At 44.7% G+C, this 19,892-nt stretch carries 17 protein-coding genes; all 17 read right to left on the reverse strand.

The window, feature by feature from the left end; all coding sequences use genetic code 11:
* Positions 1 to 9: 9 nt before the first annotated feature.
* Positions 10 to 594 (reverse strand): DUF4157 domain-containing protein, encoded by a 585-nt coding sequence (locus tag R3O62_RS18050; protein WP_186992734.1) that lies wholly within the window; start codon positions 592 to 594, stop codon positions 10 to 12.
* A complete protein-coding gene (locus tag R3O62_RS18055) occupies positions 591 to 3,548 on the reverse strand; it encodes a contractile injection system tape measure protein (RefSeq protein ID WP_269110430.1) in 2,958 nt (985 codons plus the stop codon). The genes R3O62_RS18050 and R3O62_RS18055 overlap by 4 nt, the downstream gene beginning before the upstream one ends.
* Complete coding sequence (locus R3O62_RS18060; RefSeq protein WP_269110429.1) at positions 3,535 to 5,331, reverse strand: hypothetical protein; 1,797 nt, start codon at positions 5,329 to 5,331, stop codon at positions 3,535 to 3,537. Before R3O62_RS18060 ends, R3O62_RS18055 begins: the two co-directional genes overlap by 14 nt.
* A complete protein-coding gene (locus R3O62_RS18065) occupies positions 5,332 to 6,054 on the reverse strand; it encodes a hypothetical protein (protein WP_186992737.1) in 723 nt (240 codons plus the stop codon).
* Positions 6,055 to 6,059: 5 nt separating this feature from the next.
* On the reverse strand, positions 6,060 to 9,263 hold the full coding sequence (locus R3O62_RS18070) for a hypothetical protein (protein WP_317472593.1): 3,204 nt from the start codon (positions 9,261 to 9,263) through the stop codon (positions 6,060 to 6,062).
* On the reverse strand, positions 9,247 to 9,657 hold the full coding sequence (locus tag R3O62_RS18075; RefSeq protein WP_269110427.1) for a GPW/gp25 family protein: 411 nt from the start codon (positions 9,655 to 9,657) through the stop codon (positions 9,247 to 9,249). Before R3O62_RS18075 ends, R3O62_RS18070 begins: the two co-directional genes overlap by 17 nt.
* 5 nt (positions 9,658 to 9,662) lie before the next feature.
* Positions 9,663 to 9,965, reverse strand: a complete 303-nt coding sequence (locus R3O62_RS18080) for a PAAR domain-containing protein (protein WP_186992739.1) — start codon at positions 9,963 to 9,965, stop codon at positions 9,663 to 9,665.
* Between the two features lie 26 nt (positions 9,966 to 9,991).
* Positions 9,992 to 11,788 (reverse strand): type VI secretion system tip protein VgrG, encoded by a 1,797-nt coding sequence (vgrG, locus tag R3O62_RS18085; RefSeq protein ID WP_269110426.1) that lies wholly within the window; start codon positions 11,786 to 11,788, stop codon positions 9,992 to 9,994.
* Positions 11,789 to 11,798: 10 nt separating this feature from the next.
* Positions 11,799 to 12,473: a CIS tube protein gene (locus R3O62_RS18090; protein WP_186992741.1), complete on the reverse strand. Its 675-nt coding sequence runs from the start codon at positions 12,471 to 12,473 to the stop codon at positions 11,799 to 11,801.
* Between the two features lies 1 nt (position 12,474).
* Positions 12,475 to 12,645: a DUF5908 family protein gene (locus R3O62_RS18095; RefSeq protein ID WP_181996269.1), complete on the reverse strand. Its 171-nt coding sequence runs from the start codon at positions 12,643 to 12,645 to the stop codon at positions 12,475 to 12,477.
* 1 nt (position 12,646) lies between these two features.
* Positions 12,647 to 13,108 carry a phage tail protein gene (locus R3O62_RS18100; protein WP_186992742.1) on the reverse strand — a complete coding sequence of 154 codons (462 nt, stop codon included), beginning with the start codon at positions 13,106 to 13,108 and terminating at the stop codon, positions 12,647 to 12,649.
* 14 nt (positions 13,109 to 13,122) lie between these two features.
* A complete protein-coding gene (locus tag R3O62_RS18105) occupies positions 13,123 to 13,575 on the reverse strand; it encodes a phage tail protein (protein ID WP_122141721.1) in 453 nt (150 codons plus the stop codon).
* Positions 13,576 to 13,753: 178 nt separating this feature from the next.
* Positions 13,754 to 15,247 carry a phage tail sheath family protein gene (locus R3O62_RS18110; protein WP_186992743.1) on the reverse strand — a complete coding sequence of 498 codons (1,494 nt, stop codon included), beginning with the start codon at positions 15,245 to 15,247 and terminating at the stop codon, positions 13,754 to 13,756.
* 37 nt (positions 15,248 to 15,284) lie between these two features.
* The gene (locus R3O62_RS18115; protein WP_269110425.1) at positions 15,285 to 16,037 is read right to left on the reverse strand and encodes a hypothetical protein; all 753 of its coding nucleotides are present in this window, start codon (positions 16,035 to 16,037) and stop codon (positions 15,285 to 15,287) included.
* Positions 16,034 to 16,573, reverse strand: a complete 540-nt coding sequence (locus R3O62_RS18120) for a DUF4255 domain-containing protein (protein WP_122141724.1) — start codon at positions 16,571 to 16,573, stop codon at positions 16,034 to 16,036. The genes R3O62_RS18115 and R3O62_RS18120 overlap by 4 nt, the downstream gene beginning before the upstream one ends.
* A 223-nt stretch (positions 16,574 to 16,796) precedes the next feature.
* Complete coding sequence (locus R3O62_RS18125; RefSeq protein ID WP_005779936.1) at positions 16,797 to 18,032, reverse strand: sodium ion-translocating decarboxylase subunit beta; 1,236 nt, start codon at positions 18,030 to 18,032, stop codon at positions 16,797 to 16,799.
* Positions 18,032 to 19,867, reverse strand: coding sequence for a biotin/lipoyl-containing protein (locus R3O62_RS18130; RefSeq protein ID WP_269110424.1), 1,836 nt, complete (start codon positions 19,865 to 19,867; stop codon positions 18,032 to 18,034). Before R3O62_RS18130 ends, R3O62_RS18125 begins: the two co-directional genes overlap by 1 nt.
* Positions 19,868 to 19,892 lie beyond the last annotated feature (25 nt).

Consider the following 19,892-nt stretch of genomic DNA (forward strand, 5'->3'; position numbering starts at 1 on the left):
ACCTACTTTTTATTGTGCCGCTTTCGCTCCCAACACATCCGCTTCATGTTCCAACCCGGCATCATCATTTACAGCCATTCCTCCTATTTCGGTCGTTGGTTGTACACGTCCCTCTACCTGTTGAACCACATGGGTCAGTTCATGTCCCAACAATTGTTTTCCGTAAGAAGTATCCGGCCTAAACTGCCCGGGGGCAAAATGTATATCCGTTCCCTGGGTATAAGCTAATGCACCGACTTCCGGTGCTTTTGACGACTCAGGATGCACGCGGACAGAAGAAAAATCCACCCCCAACGACTCTTCCATATTCTGTTTCACACCATCCGGAATTCCAGTTCGGTTCTCAGCTTTTCTTTGCACAGACTGTTCAAGCTTTCCTTGCAATAATTCATCATCATCTTCTTCACGCTGTGCAACAAACCTACCTTGCAATAACTCGTCATCATCGTCTCCCATCCTCTGGACGACTTCAGTCATCTTCGCTTGCATGGTTGCCAAGTCCCGATTATCAATCATTGAAACAGCAGACAGCCCTTTCTTAGATTGCTGTACCCTTATAGGTACAGCCTCTGTATTCACTTTTTCCGCATTCATTCTTTTGTCCTCCAGTTTACCATTAAAAGCGAATGCATCCACGGAGTTCGTAGCATACTATAGCTCCATGGTATACTGTCAAGAAGTACATCGTAGGCTTTGCGTTCTACGCTCAATGTCCAACGGTCATCTTTCATACTCAAAGAGCCTTTACGTATTAAAAAAGCCTCTCGAAAAGCTCTGGTGGATATATTCTTTATTTTACTCCACATAGATTTAACATTTTCCAAGAGGCTATTGGCCAACTCTTTTTCCTTTTCAGTCAACGCAACCTTAGAAGGTAAAGGAGCTTCAACATTCATCCCTACTAAAACCTTATTCAACAGCAAATCTCTTTCGAGCCACTCTTTTTCCTCACCATATATAATATACTGCAATAAGAAGATAGCATGATTTTGCAACTCTTCATTTTTAAATTGCCTGCGATCATCCGACAGATACTCAGCCATCATAAAAAGACGAGGAAAAAAAGGAGCCAAAAGAACAATACCCGCATTCGGGATTTCAAAATTACTTGTTTCCATAATCATTACATTTTTGTTTAATTGGTTAATGTAGTTAATTATCTCTGTAATATTTTTATCATTTCTCAGATACACTTTATCCAATACTTCCATTACTCCGGGAGGAACAGCTTGCCGAATACGTCCCATAAGAAAGCGAATGATTTCCTCTTCGGACCAGGCTGTAAAAGGTTTTGCTGTCAGCTCCACCATCCAAACAGATAAATATTCGGCTATCGACTGTAAAAAATAGAATTCAGTGCAGTGAGTACGCAGGACCGCATAAACAGATAAAAGCTCCTGATAAATAGTCAGTAATCTCATATCTCCGATTCTTCGGAGCCAAAGTCTTTGCAAAGAAGCCTTCCGGTTTATCAGGCTCAATATAAACGACGAATTCAGTCGCCCGGTTTTCCAGAGAGAACGAAATAACTCATTTTGTTCATCCAATAAATAAATAAGCCATTTCTCACAATAGATTTCTTTTCCGGCATCCCGAAGAATCGCTGATTCTCCGAAAAGATGAAATAACCAGGATTCTAATTCCCTCCGGTCCAACCGTCTCACCACCTCGGGAATAGCCAAAGGAAGCAGATGTTCTTTATAAAGTTCTTCCAGAACCTCACTTAATCCATTATTTGCAACAAAGTCCGGCATTTCTTTTAGTTCGCGGAAGAAATAGCCCAGTAATTCAGAAACACTCAGATTATAATGAGTTGCCAACCGCAACAACACGGAGTAAACGAAACTCTTTCGGTGAAAAAAGCTTTCTTTGCCGGGGAGTATACAGGAAAAGATGAACTCCCACTTCAATGTACGGAAATCACTTCCTGCTTTTCCTTCAAGAAGCCCATGAGTATGCCCTCTGTCAAGCAATCGGGCATAAGCTCGGATAAATTCATATTTTCCCGGTAATACACGTGCCACAACCTCTTCTATTTGCTGTTCAGAGAATGGTTCTAAAAAATGCCGGCAAAGAAGTGGAGTTGCCCAAATTGTGATTATACTTTCCGGAGAAAGTTTCTCCCAGGAAAATTCTTCAACTGTTTGAGGAACCAGCTCCTGTTTCAACTCCAGCAATACCGAAAGTAACTGCACAGACAGAAAAGTTCCCTGTAAGCTTTCGTCCTCAGTTAGCAACAAGATCAAACTACCGACGGATAAATTATAATGTGCGGCCAGTTGCTGTAAAACAGAAAGAACAAACACCTTACGACTGAAGACAGAGGCAGGCAGTCGAACCAATACCGCAAAAATAAACTCCCATTTCAGTATGCGGAATTCATCTCCGGCCTTACCGGAAAAAGTACCGGCATTCTTACGTCTGTCAAGGGTATGAGCATAAAAAACAATAAACTCTTTTTCCGTCGGAATAAGCACTCCGACCAGTATATGAATTTCTTCTTCGCTCAGAGAACTTAGCAATTCACGGGTTAGTTTCCTGTCTGAGAAAATCTGCTTCAACCGATTGGCAGACAAAATAACAAATGCTTCTTCCTCTCCTGCCAGATGCCTCAGACAAACCCTAATTTCCCTAAACATAATCGTGTAGAAAGTACCCTCCAATGCACGTAATCCTGCTTGTACATCAGTTCTGATCTCTTTCAGGATACTCCACAATTCGGGTAATTGCACCACTTTATTTTCTAACTCCCTGATGCCTTCGGTCAGGAGCAACGTCATTTCCGCAAAAGAGAAGTTGAAGTGGGCAGCTATCCCGTGAAGCGTATGTACCAACAATTGTTTTCGGTCAAATCGGCCTCTGCTTTCCGAAAGCAGATAAGCAAGCACCAGCGTCCAAACTACATTTCTGTAATCATATTGTCCGATATCTGCCCGTTTCATCAAAGTATAGGTTCGTAGCTGGATACGAACATAAAGATTAATAAACTTGCTCTCGGAAGGTCTGACTGTTTGCACGATATTTTCCAACTCTTCATCAGTGAACTGAAATACCATTCGACGATACAGGAAATCATAATGACCATATGTTTCCAAAAACTCACGGAAAGAATAGGCGTCTTTACGAAGAACAAGCGACAAAAGATAACTGATATCCATCAAACGCTGTTCGACAAAAGAAGGGAAGTATCCGTGCAAAAGAAAAAAACCGAGTAATTCCAACGCTGTATGGGGCAACGTCTCTTTCCGGATGCCCTGATCCGGAAATGAAGTATCCTCACTTAGCCACTTCCGGCAATATTCATGCAAGGCAATGCGTAGCCGTTCCACAAACCGGTCATCAAACTCTTCTTCTTTTAGAATACCCAAATCGAGCGGCAAACGCTCTATGATAATAGCCTTATCTTCCCGGTCATAGTGACACATGACTTCCTCCCACACTTCTTCGAAATCTTTTTCATAAGAGTAGTCCCAACGTGCATTCAGCCTTTGTGCAAAAAGCTCGTTATCTGCCAGAAAGTCAAATTTCACCGAGTCAATTGAAATCATTCGTCAGCCATTTTTTTAGTTTATCAGTCAATATCTCTATTTTCCAATCTCTGGAAGTGGAAAGTGCATATTTCCACAACCGGAAATCAGTTCTGAAATCCGCCCCCCTTTCTTTTTCCAACCAATAAACGCAGGCGTGAATATGGGCAGGTATACGTGAAAGAACCAGTTGCTCGCAGTTATGCTTGAACTCTTCATCCCGTATCCAACGCTCACCCGCAGTCCATATCACTGAAATCCGGAAAGAAGAACCGTCTTCTCCTTTTTTCAAGTGTAGTTCCAATAGAGGATGTTCCACTACAAATATTTCAGCTTCGTATCTTTCAAGATGAAGCAGACAATCTATATATTTCTCTAATCCGGAACGATTTTCCGGAGAAGAATCTTGTAAATTAAATGCACGGTTTCTATCCCGTCCCCATTCAGGAAGACAACTCAAAAAATTGATCCGCCGTTTTCGCCGTTCTTCGTCTGTTTCATATTTCCTCAGAAAAGTAGGATTACTGTCTTCTCCATACAAACGATCGAGAATATCCATCCATGCCTCTTTTTTATCATTCAGATCGGTCTCATCAGGCCGCATCCAAAAGGGAAGGGATTCTAATTCATTCAGAACAGAAATAAACTGTCCGTCAAAAAGAGCAAGATACTCTTTGAAACTTTCTTGCTCAACAGCGCCATAAATTTCCGGAAGATCCTGACGAACCGGACAATGTGTGAAGATATTCCTGTAGGTTCCTTCGGGACAGTCATCCAATATTGCTTTGTCCATAGTCTGGTTTTGTACCCCATAGGTAGCCGCACGCATAGAAGCAATCACCCTCTGCACCACTCCCGGTTCCACCGCTGCACGCTTTCCATTCTTTTTTAATACAACTCCTTCTTCTGCCCCGCTAAAAGGAGATATGGAATAAGCTTGTAAAGGACTTTTTCTACGAATAAATTGCTTCAATGTCCGCCCATTCTCCATAAAGTAAAGGGAAATAACCCGATGTATCCCGGGCATTGCTTTTACTCGTTGATAGAGACTAAGGACATCATACACCATTCTTCCGGTACACATGGTAGACTCGTCAATCACCATTCGTTGTTGTACGGGACCTTCCAGAATCTCATCAATAGTCATGCCTTTGTCCAATAATTCGTCTACTCGGCAGAAACGCACACCTGCGCCCAAAAACTCACGGACTTCAAAATACAAACGTGCCATCATATGATTGGCATCTTCCGTTTCATCTATCTCAATTTCGGCATAGAGTTGCAGAGGTTCATAAGTAAGGAAGCTCACTTCACCTACATTCTCACAGAGATTGCGATGGGCATGAAACAACCTGTATACTTCCTTCATTATTTCATGCTTCCGTTCCACATGTACTTCGGGACCTGCATCCAATACAAAGTCATAAATGCCGGATTCGTGATGAACCACCACTTGTACATCCGACAATCCCTCAATCCCCGCAATGAATAATTTCCGGTAATCGGCAGCCGTAACAGGATTTACCGGAAAGACTTCAGAAGGAGGGAAAAGAGCATGCTCTCCGGGGGAAAAGCGTTGTTCTTCGGCAGTCAGATAATCCTGTAGATCAAAACCCAAACGATAATCTGTCTCCAACAAAGCATAATTCAGTATATCCAGCACCGTTACTCCAGGATCGTGTTCGTTATAGTCCGTCCACAACTCCCCTGCCAGCTCCTGAACTTTTGCCAGCGCTTTCTCCTGGAGTTGCGTATAAAGATCCTGTCCCTCCCCTTTCCGTTGTATGGTAACGTGCTCTTCCATTTATTCTTTTGTTACAAAATCCATATCAAGCATTGAACTGACACGATAGTGAAGCCAGACATCTTCTCCGTAGTTGGAACTCGTCCGAACCTGCAATCCACATGTCCTTCCTTCTCCTCGTCGCCACCGAAATTGTATTTTGTTGAAACGAGTCCCAAACCAGGAACGACGGTTCCAAATGCGAGGATGCTGTCCGAAGCAATTCATCGCAGTTACATCTGCTATGGCATATTTACCTTTCCATTTTAGTCCGCAAGCTGCCACAATATGGTAAGCCAGACAACCATATTCCATCCCTCCAATATCATGCCACAATCCGTTAGCGGGAACCTTTCCCTGCATATACCCTCCCACAAAACTATCTGCTTGAACCGAACCGTTCACCTGCAGCTTCACCTTGCCGTTATCTCCCATCCTTATTGTTCCGTCGGCACACAAAGTCACCAAGGCCTTTTCATCCTCTCCCCGGTGAATATGCAGTTCCCTCTCCTTACCAAGAGATATGATCCAGGCCGGAGCTCCGTCCAATATATTCCGGCGTATCTCCATGACAGCTCCGTCATCATTCAGCGGTGAAAGGAGCATCCCCCTCTCTGCCGATTTATTGAATCCATCATCCACAACGTTCAGCATAGAATCAATCAGATCGACAAATTGTGTATGATCCGGTTTCTTACCTTTACCGAAATACTCTTTCAAAGTCTTACGATTCGTTTTTGCCATATTCGCTATTGTATTACAAAGGTATTCTCTACTTCCAAATCTCCGAACTCAATATCCTGACGCCATTCACCAGCCTCCACCAACTTCACGTATTGCCGTACAGCCGGTACCAATATACCCCAAGGCACAGAAGGAGCAATCGTCTGATTCTCATCCTGCTCACCCGTATATTCTTTCAATCCGAACTTCGCTTCTTCACCAATGACCTGCAAAAGTTTTATGCCGTGCAATGCCTCTACAGACGGATTTTCTTTGATACAACTTATCAGATCGCGTATGGAGAAACAGTACCCTAAAACAGGTTCTTTCTGCTCTTCGTTCCAAGGAGCAATGCATCTGCACAGATTCCGGTTAATGTCCGAAATAGCTTCGCCGGCTTGCTGTCCTTCCTTCAAGCTGACGCCACAAAAAACAGTCACTTCTTCATAAGCCGGATTAATCGCATCAATCTTGGCAAATGGCGATGTATAAGGACGTAAAAAACTCTCTATCCTGCAAAGCAGCTGATCGGTGCACAAGGGCCAGTCTTTACTGATACGATTGCGTATGGCGACCAATGTAACCACAGTTGCACGATTCAGGGATTTCGCATCAATTCCCCGTAAGCACTTCACTTTTGCCAATCCAGGGAATTCCTGCAATACCAACTGTTCATATTCACAAGGTAAAAGAGGACGCTGACGATGTGCAATCCGTTCGCTCAAACGTGCTTTCATCTCTGTTTCCGATTCCTCAGCAGCAGTCGTATCAAGTAATCCGACTCTCCGGTAAGAGAGTAAACCTGGGACAGATTTCTCCGTTTCTTCTTCCGTTGTCCATGCCACCTCGGCTACATTCAAACTCACACTCCGCAACACCGAACAGTTACCTACATTAGAGTGTATACCCGCACAAATCCAGAAAACTCCCTCCGTATCTGTCATCTCCGGAGAAATACTAAAAGGAAACTGAATGATGACTGCACCACTATGCATCAATCCCCCGGTATCATCCCGCAATACATACACAGGATCCACTTTCACCCAACGGTAAGAATCCCTATAGTACCAGTCCACAGATGGCAAATACTCATGGTCGATCTCACGCTGCAACAGTTCCATTCCGATATACAACCGGATTATATTCTCACCTATCGCATCTGCTATGCCTATCAGGATATTGCCTTCATCGTCCGGTCCGTCCGCCAAAGTGATCGGATGGCTCATATCGGGGGTAGCATCTACAGTTCCGGACAACGGACGGATGTATGAAAATCTGATTTCCGAATGACATCCGACTGCAAATTGTACCTCTTCTTCCGCTATATAATTCAGTGATACGGCATCCATTTGCAAAGACAGCGGAGGTTCCGGCAAAGGACGTTTCTTACGGCGGCGATAACTGTTTTCCATCATCACTTCAGCAAAAAGCCGACGATATTCATGCATTCCGAATCCCATATCCGGAGCACTCAACACCAGACGATAGAAGCCGGAGCGAACCTCCCCGAGACGAAAACGGGTGATGTCGTCCAATGGAGGTAAAACCACCTCGGGAACTTCAAACACGATCTTCGTCTCTTCCTTCACCGCGTCTGCAGCTATAGGAACAGACGCTGATGAAGTACAAAACAGATAATGTTCTTCTATTCCGGACGTCTGTTTCCATTCCCGGTTATGCAAAAACTCTGTCCGGGCCCGAAACGAACGATTATTCAGCCCTTTATTATATTCCCGATAATGCTCCTCCAATCCGCCATTGCCCACCGGAAGATGTAGCCAGCGGAAATGCAGTTCTACATGCGTCACCGGTTTTAATGCCATTTCATAACAGCCAAACGCCATCCATGCTCCTTTATCTCCCTGTATACCAAAGGGCGAAAAAGGCTGACGGGCATCGACCTGTCCCAGTTCATTATACAAACTGAACTCTCTGAGTCCGTTCACCTCCACATGTATCCTCACTGAACGCACTTCAAGCCTACGTGCCCACGAGTAAGGGAACAACCATGCCTCAGTATTCATCAGTAAGCTCAATGCCGGAGCACCTTCTCCTTTGTCCGGACATACGGGAGGGAAACTTTCATCCAAACGGAATGTCAACCGCAATCCGATTCCTTCCTGCCAGCGAAGATGGAAACGATCTACTTCCCGATCTCCCTCCGAAGTACTCACTTTGAGTAGAAATGAATCATTCAGAATCTTAAAGGCAGCTTCATCGGGATTGATTTCCTGAGCTTTAGCCACTTCATCAACCATCCCTACCCATCGTTGCTGAGACTCCCGGTTCAGTTCGAACCATACGGAAACCTCCCGCTCGCCCTCACTCAATAGTAACAGCATCGAATGGATACGGAGTCCGATAGGTTCCGGACGAGCCGTCCGGTCTTTCAAAGTAGACTGAAGTACCGAAGTTACATAGCCTAATGCCGCTTCCGGATAACGGTCTGACTTTTTCTCTACTCGGATTATACTTACTCCAGCTACTTTCATCCCCGTTACACACATATCGGATAGCAACTTATAGCCTGCTACTTTTTCATCTTTTCCTGCTTTGAAATATATATTGCGCTGAAGTAAAACAGAATTCACAGCAGGTGATTTTTCGAAAGAAAGCCAAGTGGAACAAGGTTTTCTTTTTCGGGCAATTCCTTTCAGAATCTCTTTCTGATAGAAGTCCTGCAATCGTTCCCAACGCAGATTGAACGATGAAACGATTCCGGCATGATTGTGCAGAAAAGCAACCAGTAAGGCAAGTGAAGGGTCCATCCTTCCGGAAGTACAGATTTCCGTCAAATACGTTTCCCTCCTGGATTGCAACCAGCGTACCACCCCTTGCAACAGCAGATGAAAACGACGCCGGACACTTTCATCTTCCGGCTGCTCTCCTACAGCAGCCTGTACAGGACGGATGTGAAGGTCTATTTGTCCGCTGATATCTTTCAGCAGCCCCAAAGAAGGCCCTTCCAGACAAGCGTACTCCAACCTCTTTCTCCATTCCCGCAGAACATGATAGATTTGTCCCGCATCATCAAAGTCGTGAAAACGTACCATATCGAGCCATACCATTAATGGCTGCCAATGGTAATAAGACGAAAATTCCGAACCGCACAAGACATGAGCAAGGAGTACCGGAAACCGCTCTTCCAGTACCGGCAAAACAACCGAAGATTCAAAGCGCTCCAGGCGTTTTGCCCTACTCAACCCGTCTGTGTCAGAAATGTTCGTCATAATAATAAGGATAAACCAAATTACCGCGGGCATTTGTCAGGCGTATGGTGTATTCCAGTATAATACTCATTTTACCCACCCGTTCTTCACTTACGTCAAACTCCACGTCGGTCAACGTAATGCGCCTTTCAAAATGAAGTATCGCGTTTTCAATAGCTGCCCGCAGTTGAGTACGTGCAGTCACATCCATATTGTGATAGACCATATTGTGTACCTCCGAACCGAACTCAGGGCGCATCACCCTCTCTCCCAAACGTGTGGATAAGATAATGTGCAAACTCTGTCGGATATCTTCTTCATCCGACACCATCGCTGTCGGAGACACACCCGTATGGAAAACCGGTGGGAAAGCCCACCCTTTTCCCAGAAAAGAACGGTCCTTATCCGTATCCATAAAAGCTATCCTCCTATTTGGACAGTCGGGCAACCGGCAACAATCGAACCGCCATGGGCAGTCGTATCCCCCATACGGGCAGCAGGTTTTCCACATATCATTACAGTAGCCGATCCTTTGATAATCGAATCAGGAGGTCCTACACACACGCAACTATCACCCATTACGGCAGCAGGCAACTTACCTATCAGTACGGTAGGGGCACCAGGCCCTATAATTGGCCCGCCCACATGCGGAATAGGTGACGGCCATGCAGGAATCTGCATGGGGCAAGAGTGCATATCAGTTAATCTGGCAGCTGGAGGCATAATTTTATATTTTTAGTATGAAACAATCAATTAATCATCACCATGGCACCTTTGACAGTAGTCTGTCCGGAAGCTGAAAGTTCAGCAGAAGCAGAACCGGTGGCCTTCAGGGAAACCTGTGCTTTAGCAGTCACATTCATCCCTTCAATCGATGCATCCTGTGTAGCTTTGACAGCAACTTTCCCCTTTGCATCCAATTGTATATTCCCTTTTGCCGACAGAACAATATCCTTTGCGGAAGTCAGTTTAATACCTTTATCGTCCATCATGCATTCATTCCCGTTCTGATCCTTCACTCTAATTCCTTTGGCGTCATCGCTTATCACAATCGAGTTCTCGCGAGGTGTACTGATGGTTATCACTTTTTTCTCATCATCCAGTTCCACCGTCAGTTTCTCGGGAGTGATAATAGCCCGCTTATAATTATTTTCATCCGCTTCGTACGGAGGCACCTGCTTGCTGCTATACATACAGCCCAATATGACAGCCTGATTCGGATCGTTATTAATAAAACCCAGTACTACTTCATCGCCAACCGAAGGTATAAAGTAACTTCCCATCCCATTGGAAGCCGCAAATTGAGATAAACGTGCCCATACGGTATCCCGAGAGGAATTCAACAACGGCACTTCCACCTGGATACGATAATTTGAATCCGGATCATCGGTAAGCTTTGAAACCTTACCGATATGCAGCCCTTCAATACCGGGAATCCACCCCGATGCCGGAGGAGCCACAACATCCGTACGCTGGGTAATGTTCATGGACGAAATACCCATCTCCACTTCCGTTATCCACGCTCCCTCCTGTACTCTGTGTGTCACCGCCCCCACAAATACCTTTCCATTGAACCGTGCTCCCATACCGGTCAGTTCAATGATACATCCCGGTGTAACAGATGCATTTCCCTGAAAAGAGAACGTCCCCCTGAAACGCGACAATCCCGTCTTCAGCAGTGTTGCATCCGCCCAGTTTTGCAGTACATCCCCGGCTGATAACGCATCCGCCTGTAAGGTCACTTTATCCATGCCGGCAGCCGAAGAAATATCCGCAGTCGAGAGGTTGCCCTGTTCATTTAGAGAAGGAGTAACCGCATTAACAATAATGGCTTTCTGAGTAACCGGATCCCAACCGACACCTTCTACTTCAGAAAATTGGTCTTCGGCATACAACTCTCCGTCAAACGAAAGCAAATCCGTGCCATACTCCACTTTCAGAACCGGGGGTCCTGCAACTTTAGGTTTACCGATGGTTACTTTACTTCCGTCTGTTGTCACAATCATGCCACAGACATCGGCCCGTGACAAGGCAAAATCCCAATCGGTACAATAATATTGTACCAGTTGTGTATGTTCCACATCCGTACCATCTACGTCAACCGACAACCCGCAATCGGAAAGAACCGTTATAATGGCATCACTGTCTTTCTTCTTCTCAAATACCCGATTCTTACGGGCTACGGTAGCTTTGACCGCTTCGTTCTTACACTCTACAATTAATAATGCGGCCGCTTCCGCTTCTCGTGGAATATAGATTCTTTGAGCCACGACTATACCTTCAAAAACCGAGTTATCCGTGCATTCATATCCCAACTCAATCTTTATTTTTTGACCGGGTTTGAAGTCGTCCGACTCACTTTCCGGCACATTCGATTTAGGCATATCCCCGGCATAAATCTTCAGTACAGCACTTCCTATCCGATTTACCTCACGACATACTTCTATATTTTTAAACTGATATTTATCACTTATTTTAGTCCCGTTACTATAAACGGTATATGTGACCAGTTTTCCGGCATTTTTACTTGGTGAATTATCATTCATAGATTTCTATTTACTCGTTAGTTAATGGTGGAAAAAGCAACTGTGTTCCGGGTTCAATGTACCTGAAACCCGTAAGCCCATTGATGCGCGCCACCTCCGTACAATAGGCTGTATTATCATAAATCTTCCGACAAAGGTCAGGAAGTGTATCTCCGTCTTTTACAGTAACCACATGCGAGAGATCCGGAGAACTGTTCGACATCTGCAACCGGAAGGTTTTCACATCCGTATACCTTATCAACTTGAGTTGCACGGTTGCACGCAGCGGAGCACCATTCGGATCGAACATGGTATATTTGATATCCATCTGTTGCAACCGTCCCTGAAAGTTAAGTTCTCCCCAAATCACCTTAACAAACCCCGGCTGATGAACAGTCCCTATATATTGGTAAACGGTTTCGCTCAAATCATTAATCAGAGATTTCAGGCTTTTCCCAAATTTATCGTCTCCGAGCTTAGTCAATACTCCTGTAGTATCAAGCACAAATTCAAGTTCCAGTCCTTCTTGATTATAGCTTTTGAAAACAGGTCCTCCAATCCAGTTTTCAACGCAATACTTTATTTCTTTTTTAGACTCATAATCCTTCGGATTAATCATCAACCTAAAGCGATGGCCACTCAAAGTATTGAACGTTCCGTCCTTATACCCGATAATTTCAAGTTTTTTAAGCCATCCGATATCCATTTTACCTGTCCTTTCTGATTTTTCCCGTTCTTATACTCCGGTTCTCCTGTCTCAATTCCTCGACCACTTCCCGCTTCATCTTCTCCATCCACTCCTTCGGGAAAGTCTCCTGTGGAGCCTTTTTAGACTCCACAGTAGTTCTTACAATTACTTCCTTAATAATAATAGGCATATCACAATACACGATTTACAGAATAATACGCAAACTCAATCGTCTCAATCGCTACATCATTTTTCTTTGAATCGAATGCGCCAACCTCCCACTTCACCGGATAGGCATCCGTAATCAGCCACCCGCATGCAGGCTCACCGAAAGCTCCCAACAGAGTCACCATAATCTCGCTGGTCAATACCGGAGTGGTATACTCCATTTGCATCGTCGCTGTTGTCCACATCGACAGGGCACTTAATCCCAATCGCTTCATAGGTCTTTTACATACCAAGTTTCCATGTTTCCGGTAGCCCGGTAGTTTCACTCTCGGCCCTCCACCCTCTTCTATTTCTATGGTTTCCAACTCCATGGTAAGTCCGGATACTTCAAGAAAAGCCATATCCGGAATGGGAAAAGGAGCCAGAAACTGTACATTGAAGTAGAATACAGTAGGAGGCGGTATGATATGATCTAATTCGAGCATTCAGCTTATCTTTATTATCCGTTTTCAATGGTTATTCCTTCGTGCGCTATATCTAACTGCTCGATAGCCGCCTCGTTGCCATCCGACTTCAGGCTGACACCGCTCACTTTGGTAGGCCACGCATTGGCAAGTTTCCATACCATTGTCGGATTTCCTTCCTCGTCCAGCAAACTGATCGTAACCGGCTCTCTTTGAATGGTATTCATCTTGATGGTATTGAACCAGTCGAATAGCTTGTTGTCCTGAGCGAAAACTCCTTTTTTCAGAGTGACATTGCTATATTTCTTGATGCCCGGCATCTTGATTGTAGAAAACTGCGGACTGTTTCCATGCCTGTACTCTATCACTTGTGCCTCAGCATCCATTCCCGAAACTTCTTTAAAGGCAATCTCACCCAAACTGCCAATCTCCACTTTGAAATAGAACACCGGCAACGGCCATACGCTATCTTGTTTTTCTCCTGCCATAATCTTTAGTATTAAATTATAAATAATCTGTTTATCTTATTTCGATAAAGGCTAAAGTGTTTTTCGGAAAGACTTAGACGTTTTCTGAAAAGACTTAAGAGTTTCAGTCCGAAGACTTAAACGTTTCACTCCGAAGACTTAAGTCTTTTTGTTGAGAAACACCTTGCCTCCTCCTCCGCTAACTTTTTTGCATCTGCTGCTGGAATGTGATTTCGATAAACTCTGCCGGACGGACAATAGCTACCAGAACCGTCACGCGAAGAATACCCTCCAGCACATCTTCCGGAGTCATTGTGTCTCCCAAGCCGACATGTACGCTGAAGGCATCATCCGGAGTAGCTCCGGCCAGTCCTCCCCGCTTCCAGATACCGGTCAGGAAGTTTTGAATCATACTTTTCAGGTTCAACCAGGTAGACGCCACATTAGGCTCGAAAACATACGCCCGGCTTGCATTCTTCACCGACTCCTCAAGCATGATCATGGTACGGCGGACGTTAATATAACGCCAATCGAGCGAATTACCGTCCAATGTACGGGCACCCCATACCTTGATCCCTTCGCCCACAAACGTGCGTATGGCATTGATGGCTTTACCCGACAAAGGTACGTTCAGGTCTTCCTGTTCATCATGGGTGATATTCAAAGCCGGAGAGATTACTGTATTAACCGAGACATTGGCAGGTGCTTTCCACACTCCTCGTGTGTTGTCCACCATTGTATAAATGCCCGCCATTGCAGCCGAAGGCGCAAGCAAGTTAAGTACCCTTTTGAGTTCCTTTAGCACGGCTATGTAGATCGGACAAATCAACATCAGCGTTTTATGCAGCCCGTCTTGTTCCACGTCAGTCATCTCCGTACCCAGTTTATCAATCTGTTCTTTTATCAACTGCTTTTTCTCTTCCGGCTGTCTCTTCAATTCTTCTTCAAGCAATGCTTTCAGACTTTCAGCATCCAGGTTCAGGAAAGACAGGTCGCGATCCTGTACGACAGAAGTGTTAATCCAGGGATAATATGCGGCCCCGAAGTCGAGGAAAGCACTGCCTATCTTTTTGCGGAATTCATTCACCACATCTCCTTTAGGATCCCGACGGTCCTTGTAGCCGTCGTATATATCCAGAATCGTGATACGATTGCGCATCTTGTATCCGCAATGGCTCAACATAGCAGTCTGCACACCGTAACATAATTCTTTGTCATTCAGATTGACGGCTTCGGGACACAGTACCATTGTCGGTTCCTGTTCTTTCAGTAACGTGTCGATACCTGCCTTGAACGCATCAGCGTCGAGGCTGTCGGCTGTATAATCACCTACGGAAACAATGTAGCAAGGTCCCCCGCCGTTTGCAAAGAACATCAACATGTGGTAGTACAGAGTAAAAGGTACACTGGTACGCTTTGCCACCATTTTTTTAGTTCCGCAAACCATTGTCGGCATCTCACCGTCAGCCGCATCCTCCAAAGTAAACAAAGGAGTCGGCGCTCCCCCAAAAAAAGAGTGATATTCGGCCATCGAAGTGATACGGAAAGGTTTGTTCAACAACGAAACGTTACCATTCAAAGCCATTTCGGTATACCCGATAAAAGCAGGCACAGCCGTAGCCACTTCAACTGTCGAACTCGGAAATGCACTTTTCTCGACGATATATACGCCGGGTGTTTTCATTGGTCCCATAAGCATTTAATTTTTATATTAAGAAAATCAGTCTATTTCATATATACAATAATCGGCAAAGAATGTCCTTATAAGTGTCGCCCATAATATTTCCGGGAACCGGATAGGGCAATTGACGAAAGATCTCCCTTTTACCGGAAGGATAAATTTCCCACAGCCGCAAACGGTAATCCGGAAACTCTTTCATCTTCACCTTTTCTTTCGATCGGAAACGTATTACTTTCTTTCCCATAAAATCAACCTCTACAGGGCCGTCAAACAGAACCGTATTCTCCATATCCTCTATCATCAATTTCCGTTCTGTATTTTCATCACGAAGCAAAAACAAATATTCCACCTGTCTATTGAAAGAATTAAATACAAGTTCGGTTTCATAAGGCAATGACTGATCCCCGATCTTATCAAATAAAAAAACAAGTCGAAAACAAACCCCGGGATGTACCGGTACCAGAGCCCCATGAAGGGCATTCATCCTAATAGATTCCCTACCCTCCGACAGTTCCAGTTGTTCACATACACCTGCTAAATTCCAGTCCCAATCCGTCACATACGATAACGATTTATCCTCCACACGAAAATCAATCACGACCCTGTCTTCCTCGGCTGGTTGTCCATGATCACCGTCCAACGAAAACAAAAGCCATCTGCCGTTGCCATCATAACGCCACATCATTCCCCGCCTAAGTAAAAGCCGCCGCGATTCGTCCGATAAAATCAACGATAGCCCTTTCTCCGGAAATACCTTATAATATTCATGCTTCAGCCAAAGACTCCAAATAATCTTTATCATTTTTTTACGGTCGACTTATTGTCCGTTATATCTGCTATCACCTGTTTCACTTCACGGCCATCAAATGTCAACCTCCTGATTTTACAGAAGATAGAAGGATAGTATCGTCCACCAAACAGTGTCCATACATTACTTTGATCCTGAAGTGAAGGAGTTATCATTTCGATGGTATACTTTGTGTTTTCTACCATAAAAACAGGGTTAGACTGAAGAAAAGTAATTGCCAACGAGAGGACCGACAGAGATTCACGATATCTCTTTTCATTAAAAACAGCAGCTATGATCACATCCAGGTTAACATGTATGAGCGGATAAGACAAACCGGAAAACCTTCCTGAAGTTCCCACTTTTCCCATATTCATCCCTTGGGCAGTTTCACGCTCTACATTCAACAAAGAAATCTGTATTTTACATGGTTCTTCGTCTACTTGTGCTCCGATCGCTCCAACCTCTACCATGCCTTCCGGCCGATGGAAGTAAGTTTCCATGTATTGTTCCATTTGACCGGCATACATGGTCAATATCCGGTTTATCATAATTTCCTACATTTTAGTCAACAAACATACTTTGCAACAATCTTCCGGAAAAACATTGTTACGCATTCCCAAATTAAAACATTATATTTTAATTATGCAAATAATTAATAAAGAAAAAACGCATGATTTTAAAATACTTAATTAAAAAGCGTCCGGTATCCCATTACAGGATAAGCGGACGCTTTTTATCACCTATGATGAACCGGATATCTTTCCGGCTCTATTAAGACAGAAAAGAGATCAGCACCCCTGCCGCTACAGCAGACCCTATCACTCCCGAGATATTGCTGGCCATGCAATATTGCAATACATGATTTTTAGGATCATATTTCAAGGCAATGTCATTGGCTACACGGCTGGCCATAGGAACGGCACTAAGTCCCGTAGCACCAATCAGCGGATTAATCTTTTTCTTCGTAAACAGGTTCACCAGTTTCACAAAGAAGATACCTCCTGCTATAGACAACGCAAAAGCCAGGAATCCTCCTACCACAATGCCGATAGTCGTCCAGTTCAGGAAGGCTTCACTCGTCATAGTGGCTCCTACCGACAAACCCAGGAAAATGGTTGCCGCATTCATTATACTATTTGAAGCCGCATCAAACAGACGGAAAGTATTGGCACCGATCTCTTTCACCAGGTTACCGAACATCAGCATACCGATCAAAGGCACTGCACTCGGTACAAAAAGAGCTACAACCGTAGTCACCACAATCGGGAAAACAATCTTCAGTACGCGGAGATTTTTGATTTCCGTTTTCGAAGGGTATTTCTTTTCCTGCTCTTTCATATTAATGCTCAGTTCCTTCTTGGTACACAAAAGCCGAACGACCAATGGTATGATAACCGGAACCAGTGCCATATAAGAATAGGCGGCAATGGCAATCGGACCCAACAGATGAGGAGCCAACTTGATGGTGGTAAAGATAGCCGTAGGCCCGTCCGCACCACCGATAATTCCCAAAGAAGCCGCTTCACTGGGTGTAAATCCCATCAGGATAGCTACCAACAATACGGTGAAGATACCCAATTGGGCCGCAGCCCCGAAGATCGACAGACGCAGATTGCGAAGCATCGGCCCGAAGTCCGTCAATGCTCCCACTCCCATAAAAATGATCGGGGGAAGAAACCCTGTCTTTATAAGCATATAATATACAAAGTTCATCAGTCCCAATTCATGAGCAATATCATGGAGAGGCATCTCCCAGATATTCTTCATTACTCCGTTCACCAAGATCATGCCATTCTCGTCAGCCTGTATCACTCCCATCCCTCCACCGGGGAAGTTAGCCAGCAATACTCCAAAGGCAATCGGCACCAATAAGAGGGGCTCGTATTGTTTCTTTATACCCAGATACAAGAGAACGAAGGCGATGACATACATCACCAAAAACTGCGGTTCGGCAACAATATTGCTGAAAGCAGTCATATCATATAATTTTTCAAATATTCCGTTCATCATCCTATCTTCATTAATACATCATCTTCAGAAACCGTATCGCCGGGATTTGCAGAAATAGCTGTTACCGTTCCACCAAATTCAGCACGGATGGCATTATAGGTTTTCATTGCTTCCACGTAGCAAAGCACATCACCTTCTTTTACCGCATCGCCTACTTTGAGTGGAGTCTCCTGCGCATTCTTCACCAGGAAGAATTTTCCTTCAAGCGGAGAAAGCACCTCTTTTCCCTCACCTGCAGCAGCAGACGGCTGTGAAGCCGGTGCAACAGACAGTTCCGTATCTCCGTAAGCAACTGTCACCCGGTAAGCTTGCCCGTCTACCTGTACTGTAAGTGTTTTGGGTTTTACCTCTTCAGCAGGTGCCTGTTCTTTCTCCGCCCTGCGTTTTGCCACATCGGCCAAGAAATCTTCTTTCGCTTTCCCGCTCTTATAAGCTTCATATTGAGCCGGATGCATCGCATATTCAAAGAGTTCTTCATCGTCCTCGCCTGTCTCCCACTTCTTTTCTTTCATCAGTTTGCGATATTTGTCAAGATCGTCCGGATAGTTATCCTGCGGATTTCCCTCAAAGAATTTCCTTCCTTCTCTCTCGGCTTTCTCTATAATCTCAGGAGCAAGCTTGCCCGGCAGACGTCCGGCTTTACCCAGAATCATATCCCAAATATCATCAGCGATCATTCCCCAACGCTCTTTTCCTTTCTCCATCGCGATAACGTTCATCATCGAAAGATTTTTCACATACTGACTGAAAGGAGTAACCAAAGGAGGATATCCGACGCGGGGCCATACATAAGCCACTTCGTTAAACAGCTTGATCAGAAGCTGATCTTGTGTCATGAAAGGAAGATTGTGTTTTGCCTTATACTTATTAATGGATTCCAGATTCGTTTCCAAATCCGCCATCAAGCTTCCCATCATTCCGCCCGGAAGTCCCGGAGCTATCAATAATGAATTCATCAACCGGTTTTTCGGACTGATATACAGCCCCAGAAAGTCGTCCATGAATTCCTGAATCAAGGCACGCACCTTCATATAAGCCTCCATATTAATCTCAGGCACCCGGAATCCCGCATCCTTCAGCATAGCCTGCACACTCAACAAATCGGCATGTCCCGTTCCCCACGACAAAGGCTCCATTCCGACATCCACATAATCACACCCGGCCTCACATACTTCCAAAATGCTGGCCATGTTAAAGCCCGGTCCCGCGTGACTGTGATATTGAATAGGAATATCGGGATGTGCTGCTTTGATATTTGCCACAATCTTGCCCAAAGAAACGGGACGTCCGATACCTGCCATGTCTTTAATGCAAATCTCGTCCGCCCCCAATTTAATTAATTCTAATGCCATGTCGGTGTAGTACTCCACCGTGTGAATCGGCGAATGGGTGATGCAGAGTGAACACTGCGAAATCATTCCCGCTTCTTTGGCATAAGTGATGGAAGGTGCAATGTTACGTACATCATTCAGCCCACAGAATGTACGGGTGATATCCGTCCCCTGTGCTTTCTTTACTTTATAAAACAACTTACGCACATCGGCCGGAACAGGGCTCATACGAAGCCCGTTAAGGGCACGATCCAACATATGGGTTTGTATTCCGGCTTCATGGAAGGGCTTCGTCCATGCGCGCACAGATTTATTGGGGTTCTCACCAAACAATAGATTTACTTGTTCAAAACCACCGCCGTTTGTTTCTACCCGGGCAAAACATCCCATTTCAACAATAGCAGGTGCTACCTTCACTAACTGGTCTACCCGAGGCACATATTTACCGGCAGACTGCCACATGTCTCTAAAAACCAGACTAAATTTTACTTCTCTTTTCATTTCCGTTTTCGGTATTATTCTATAA

Origin of the sequence: Bacteroides hominis (genome assembly GCF_033042785.2) — a bacterium.
In the GTDB taxonomy this organism is placed as follows: Bacteria; Bacteroidota; Bacteroidia; order Bacteroidales; family Bacteroidaceae; genus Bacteroides; species Bacteroides hominis.

What these genes read in the sequence shown, in the direction of transcription:
- R3O62_RS18060 (WP_269110429.1), bottom strand. Translation starts at nt 5,331, where the DNA reads ATGGAAGAGCACGTTACCATACAACGGAAAGGGGAGGGACAGGATCTT.
- R3O62_RS18090 (WP_186992741.1), bottom strand. Translation starts at nt 12,473, where the DNA reads ATGGATATCGGATGGCTTAAAAAACTTGAAATTATCGGGTATAAGGAC.
- R3O62_RS18095 (WP_181996269.1), bottom strand. Translation starts at nt 12,645, where the DNA reads ATGCCTATTATTATTAAGGAAGTAATTGTAAGAACTACTGTGGAGTCT.
- vgrG (WP_269110426.1), bottom strand. Translation starts at nt 11,788, where the DNA reads ATGAATGATAATTCACCAAGTAAAAATGCCGGAAAACTGGTCACATAT.
- R3O62_RS18110 (WP_186992743.1), bottom strand. Translation starts at nt 15,247, where the DNA reads ATGGGACCAATGAAAACACCCGGCGTATATATCGTCGAGAAAAGTGCA.
- R3O62_RS18055 (WP_269110430.1), bottom strand. Translation starts at nt 3,548, where the DNA reads ATGATTTCAATTGACTCGGTGAAATTTGACTTTCTGGCAGATAACGAG.
- R3O62_RS18075 (WP_269110427.1), bottom strand. Translation starts at nt 9,657, where the DNA reads ATGGATACGGATAAGGACCGTTCTTTTCTGGGAAAAGGGTGGGCTTTC.
- R3O62_RS18105 (WP_122141721.1), bottom strand. Translation starts at nt 13,575, where the DNA reads ATGGCAGGAGAAAAACAAGATAGCGTATGGCCGTTGCCGGTGTTCTAT.
- R3O62_RS18120 (WP_122141724.1), bottom strand. Translation starts at nt 16,573, where the DNA reads ATGATAAACCGGATATTGACCATGTATGCCGGTCAAATGGAACAATAC.
- R3O62_RS18115 (WP_269110425.1), bottom strand. Translation starts at nt 16,037, where the DNA reads ATGATAAAGATTATTTGGAGTCTTTGGCTGAAGCATGAATATTATAAG.
- R3O62_RS18080 (WP_186992739.1), bottom strand. Translation starts at nt 9,965, where the DNA reads ATGCCTCCAGCTGCCAGATTAACTGATATGCACTCTTGCCCCATGCAG.
- R3O62_RS18050 (WP_186992734.1), bottom strand. Translation starts at nt 594, where the DNA reads ATGAATGCGGAAAAAGTGAATACAGAGGCTGTACCTATAAGGGTACAG.
- R3O62_RS18100 (WP_186992742.1), bottom strand. Translation starts at nt 13,108, where the DNA reads ATGCTCGAATTAGATCATATCATACCGCCTCCTACTGTATTCTACTTC.
- R3O62_RS18070 (WP_317472593.1), bottom strand. Translation starts at nt 9,263, where the DNA reads ATGACGAACATTTCTGACACAGACGGGTTGAGTAGGGCAAAACGCCTG.
- R3O62_RS18125 (WP_005779936.1), bottom strand. Translation starts at nt 18,032, where the DNA reads ATGAACGGAATATTTGAAAAATTATATGATATGACTGCTTTCAGCAAT.
- R3O62_RS18065 (WP_186992737.1), bottom strand. Translation starts at nt 6,054, where the DNA reads ATGGCAAAAACGAATCGTAAGACTTTGAAAGAGTATTTCGGTAAAGGT.
- R3O62_RS18130 (WP_269110424.1), bottom strand. Translation starts at nt 19,867, where the DNA reads ATGAAAAGAGAAGTAAAATTTAGTCTGGTTTTTAGAGACATGTGGCAG.